6 protein-coding genes are annotated in these 4475 nt (G+C 61.5%); 2 read left to right on the forward strand and 4 right to left on the reverse strand.

The window, feature by feature from the left end; translation table 11 throughout:
* Positions 1 to 50: 50 nt before the first annotated feature.
* The 3 genes from GFB49_RS20715 to GFB49_RS20725 all read right to left on the reverse strand — a co-directional run bounded on the left by GFB49_RS20715 (position 51) and on the right by GFB49_RS20725 (position 2875).
* The gene (locus tag GFB49_RS20715; protein WP_007120662.1) at positions 51 to 257 is read right to left on the reverse strand and encodes a hypothetical protein; all 207 of its coding nucleotides are present in this window, start codon (positions 255 to 257) and stop codon (positions 51 to 53) included.
* Positions 258 to 796: 539 nt separating this feature from the next.
* The gene (locus GFB49_RS20720; RefSeq protein ID WP_246149883.1) at positions 797 to 1813 is read right to left on the reverse strand and encodes a nucleotidyltransferase family protein; all 1017 of its coding nucleotides are present in this window, start codon (positions 1811 to 1813) and stop codon (positions 797 to 799) included.
* 132 nt (positions 1814 to 1945) lie between these two features.
* Positions 1946 to 2875, reverse strand: a complete 930-nt coding sequence (locus tag GFB49_RS20725; protein ID WP_153218153.1) for a DUF2493 domain-containing protein — start codon at positions 2873 to 2875, stop codon at positions 1946 to 1948.
* 625 nt (positions 2876 to 3500) lie between these two features.
* Here GFB49_RS20725 and GFB49_RS20730 point away from each other — a divergent pair.
* Complete coding sequence (locus GFB49_RS20730) at positions 3501 to 3776, forward strand: hypothetical protein (protein ID WP_037941659.1); 276 nt, start codon at positions 3501 to 3503, stop codon at positions 3774 to 3776.
* Positions 3776 to 4108, forward strand: coding sequence for a hypothetical protein (locus tag GFB49_RS20735; protein WP_037941658.1), 333 nt, complete (start codon positions 3776 to 3778; stop codon positions 4106 to 4108). The genes GFB49_RS20730 and GFB49_RS20735 overlap by 1 nt, the downstream gene beginning before the upstream one ends.
* Positions 4109 to 4244: 136 nt before the next feature.
* On the opposite strand, the gene GFB49_RS20740 is transcribed toward GFB49_RS20735, so the two are convergent.
* The coding region (locus GFB49_RS20740) for a MerR family DNA-binding protein (protein WP_153218155.1) at positions 4245 to 4475 on the reverse strand (231 nt) is incomplete at its 5' end.

Raw genomic sequence — 4475 nt, forward strand, 5'->3', positions numbered from 1 at the left:
ATCGGGCCGCCCCAAGATCGTCCTGGGGCGGCCCATCCTCGTCAGAGGATTTAGTCCTGGGGATCTTTCGCGCTCGGCGGGAACATCACCAGCTCCGAGACCGCGACCGGAAAATCGAGCTTGAGGCTGAAGAACTCCGAGCCATCCCCGTTGCGGGTGTTGCGGAACATGGCGCCCACGCGTTGAAAGCGGGTGCGCTCCTGGCCATCGGTATCGGTGAACTTAACGGGGACGGTGGCGACGTAGTGGTTGGTCATTTGGGTTACTCCTTGTTGCGATGGGGATCACCCAGCACGGGGGCAAGAGGCCCGGTCGCAAGCGCAAATGCGGAGGGTCCGCGGCTCCGCCGTGGAAGCCGTATTTGTGCTTGCCGAAGCGTGAGCAGAGGGCACGAACGGGCCGACCCCGTGCGATCCACATGCATAGCAAAAAGGAGGGACCCGATTGACCTGTGCCATCACGCAGTCGCCACCATCCGCGTCCACGTCCTGCCGAACCTGGCCGGGGTGCTGATGACGCCCGCCCGCGTGGATGCGATGTTCCGCGACACCACCCGAGGGTCGAGCAGGGCTTCAGCCTCAAGTGCGACGTCTCGACCCCTCGCGTCTTGCGCTGCTGACGATGTGCTAGGTGCGCACCATCCCCAGCCCGTACCGATGCGGATGGGCCGAACTCTGACGGGCTGGGTAGAGGGATGACGGTGCTGGACGCCGTGAGATGCAGATCAAGTGTGACCGATCGCACGCGCCATGAGATATGACGAAAGGACCGCCCGAAGGCGACCCGGTTATGGCCATCACGCGCCCAAGCTGTCGAGCATCCCCCTGGTATCAGGCATTCGCTTCAGCGAGTTGCCGATGTGCTCCCGCCAGCGCGGCCCAACCTCCATTGCGGTGGCATAGGCCCGAGCCAGATCATCGGGCCGGTCCTCGGCCATCGCTTCGATAAGGAAAGCCGCCTGCTCGCGGTCCTTCGCGGATTTCAGGCTCCCTGCCCCATCGCGGCGCCGGTCGGCAATGATCAGTTTGTGGATCGCATAGCGCTCCGGGCGGGGCACCTGCACCAGAACGCCGGATCTATAGATCGCCGCCGCGTGGATCGGCTCAGCGATCAGGAAGTTGAGATAGTTCAATCCTTGGGCGTTCACGCCCAATGCTGGCAGATCACGGAGGGTCTCATCTCCGAACGCCGGTGTGAGAAACTCGACCAACTGGCCGCTGCCACCCTGGGCCCATCGCCATGTCCGACCTTGGTCAAGAGATGGCAGAGGATCGAATTTGAGCGCCGAGAACGTCTCGGCAAGACCCGGGTCGACCTGATCCTGCAAGGCAACGCTGAGCTTTTCGAACTGCGCGATGTCGATGTCGCCAGTATTGGCCATACCGCCAATTGGGAGACGGATACCAAGCTCGCCTTCATAGAGGCGAAATGCATTGGTTCCGACGATGGTGCCACCCAACCGGAAGGTTCCGGCTGCGGCCATTGCCGACAGGATGGAACCGGTCGCACGGTCGATGGGCGTCATGCCTTCCGCACGCAAGAGCCGGACAAGCCGCGACCGTTCCACCTTCCGATCCTTGGCCGCCCGGCGCAGCTCTTCGATCCGGTCGATGCGCGCGCGCGTCTCGTCGCTGTCTTCGCCGATATAAATGAACCGCATCTCCGTCCCGACACGGCGCGCGGCATACCAATAGGCCTTAACCCCACGCTCCTTCAGCGTGGGCTTGCCTTCGACACCGGACAAGGCGTCGTCCTTCAAAAGTCGCACCAGGTCGGTATAGGCGCTCATCGCGATGCTGCTGAGGGGAGTCATGCCAATCATTTCCAAGTTTTGCTTGGCATACTTATACCTATCAAAACAGGAAATTGCTAGGCAAAGTGATTTGGAGAACGTCCACACCCATAAGAAACGACGAAAGGGCCGCCCGAAGGCGACCCTCTCTCTTCAATCCTGCGACGCCTTCTTCGCCGGGTCCGCAACCCGCATGACCGTCAGGCCTTTCGCTTCCGCCTTCTGCCCGAGGTTCAGCGCGACCCCGTTGCCGCCGAAGAGTACAACCCCCGTCGCCGCGAACTTGTCGTCCAGCATTTCGTCGTTGCACTTGAACGGTGCCGCCCGCCCGTGCGCGGACCAGCGCGGATCGAAGCGCGCCTGCGCTATCCCGCGTGCCCGGGCCCACCGAGCCGCAATCATCTCCGCCCCGTGCTTGCCACCCTTGTGGCAGAGGAAGATCTCCTGGTTGCGGTTCTGCTTGATCCGTTCGCGAACCTTGTCGAGCGTGTTGAAGATCACATCGACATCTGTCCAGTCGGTGGCTCCTGAGACGATCAGGGGCACCCCCTCGACTTTCGACTTCTCGGCGGTTTCACGGTCGTGCTGCTCCAGCAGCTGCCGCGCCTCGAAGACCGCCCCGGTCTCTTGCGCCCGGACGCTTGCGCGCGACCCGGCTGCCGGAATGAAGGCGTGACCCGTCTCGACCTCGTAGCATTCCGCCGCTGCCTCGCTCATCTCCTCGATGGCGCCGACGATCTCCCTCAGGTGCAGGAAGCGGGCCTGCGCTTCTTCGAGAGCAGTTTCAGCAATCTCCGATCCATCGTGGGATTTTGCCAGGGCACCGATCTTGTCCGCGGTGCGATCCACTTCCTTGCCAAGCGCCACCTTGCGGCGCTGGAGGATCGTGGCGAGCCCATGGGCCAGCGGTTCGATTTCTGCTTCAAGCCCGGTCCCGCGCAGCTGGCCGAGCAAAGCCTCGAAGCTCTCGCGGATGATGCGGTCGGTCAGGATGTGATCCTCGGGGATCGGGAGCTGTGCGTCCTTCTCGGTCAGCCCGAAAAGTTCGATAGTCTCGTAGGTGTTTGCGTTGTCGTAAGCCATGTCTGGTCTCCAGTGTTCGGTTGCAAGGCCACCACGTGAGTGTGGGGGCATGGCCGAATGCCTGGTTTCCGAATCTGCCCGGGTCAGGGACGGCGCAGCCGCCGGCTTGCCGGGCGCAAAAGTTTTCTGCGCGCAGCACCCGACACACGCGCGCCCTCACGCACGGGACCGCCCCAAGCCACAGACCCCGTCCTCGCCGAAAAGTTTTGCGATCCTTGACGCGGGCTGATTTGGGGGCCATCCGGAGGATATGCTTCCGCGCTCATGTGTGTGTGTTTTGACCGTAGGTTTGCCCGACCCGAGCAGGCAAACGGCCCGACCGGACGCGGGAGACGGATGAAGCGGCGGGCTCGTTTTGCCCCGCAAAACAGACCTGAGCGCAATCCGGCGGAGCGGCCGGGGAGGGACGTGCTCGCGAGGCGGGCAAACCGGGATGCCAAGCGCAACGCCGCGGTGAGGCCGCATGGCCGAATGCGCGACGGACCGAAGGGCCGTTCTCCCCTGCGACACGCGAAGCCGAGCTGGGGAGGCCGATAGGCTGTTGACGCATTTCGCTCGGTCGGCCTGACCTGCTTGCCAGAAGCGGCAAAGTTCGGTAGTCTGTTGGAGCACCAAGGAGCCCGCAATGAGCGTTCAAAAGCAATCTGTCAGTTTCACCGACACCGCCTACACCTTCGCAAGGGAACTGGTCGAAGCTGGCGAGTACCCCAATATGAGCGCCGCAGTTTCGGGTGAATTGGCGAAGGCCAAGGCAGAGCGAGATCGTGAACGGTCTCTCCTCGAAGCAGAATTGGAGCGCCGTCTGTCTCTGCCTCTCGATCAATGGGAACCCGTCGGCGATGCCGCCGACGTCACTAAAGGCGCACGGTCCCATCTTGCCGCGATGGCCAAAAAGACCTGATGCGATTTATCAGGCATCCGTTCTTCGAACGTGACCTTATCGGTATCGTTAATCATATTGTCGAGGTGACCGACGGTGACGTTGCAGCCGCGAGCCGTCGCCTGGATGAAGTAGACACGCTCTTAGAAGCGATTGCCTCAAATCCAAATTCAGGTGTCAGGCTGAACGGCAAACTGGATAGATGGCTCGTGCGCCACGGCGGCACCAGTCACCGACTGACCATCGTATTCAAACCGGACATGGATACTGAGGTCATCTATCTTGCACTCGCCGCCTTTGGAGGCAGAGATTGGATAAAGCTGGCGTCAGCAAGACGGGTATTCGCGGACTAATATTGGAGCCAACCTCAACATTAAAGTCCGAAACTGGACCTTCGCTGCGCTCGACTTGAATAGGAAACATGTAGGGCTTTTCGGGCTTTCGCTACGCCATTCAAGAAGGTCCGTTCCCCCCCTTCTTCAAGCTGGACTAAGCATCAAGCAACGCATCGATCACCGCGCATTCTGGGGCAGCATCACCGGTGCATCGCGCAACAGTGTCCGACAGGACGCGCTCGATACGCCGCAGATCGGCAATCTTGGCCTGAACGTCTGTCAGATGATCTTCAGCGATCAACTGCACATCGGCGCATGTCCGGGATCGGTCATCGACCAGCCCAAGCAGCCCGCGAACCTCTTCGAGAGAAAAGCCTAGATCGCG

Source organism: Tritonibacter litoralis, assembly GCF_009496005.1.
Taxonomy (GTDB): Bacteria; Pseudomonadota; Alphaproteobacteria; order Rhodobacterales; family Rhodobacteraceae; genus Epibacterium; species Epibacterium litoralis.

Coding starts and splice junctions, on each gene's coding strand:
- GFB49_RS20720 (WP_246149883.1), bottom strand. CDS start 1,813: ATGACTCCCCTCAGCAGCATCGCGATGAGCGCCTATACCGACCTGGTG.
- GFB49_RS20730 (WP_037941659.1), top strand. CDS start 3,501: ATGAGCGTTCAAAAGCAATCTGTCAGTTTCACCGACACCGCCTACACC.
- GFB49_RS20735 (WP_037941658.1), top strand. CDS start 3,776: ATGCGATTTATCAGGCATCCGTTCTTCGAACGTGACCTTATCGGTATC.
- GFB49_RS20725 (WP_153218153.1), bottom strand. CDS start 2,875: ATGGCTTACGACAACGCAAACACCTACGAGACTATCGAACTTTTCGGG.
- GFB49_RS20715 (WP_007120662.1), bottom strand. CDS start 257: ATGACCAACCACTACGTCGCCACCGTCCCCGTTAAGTTCACCGATACC.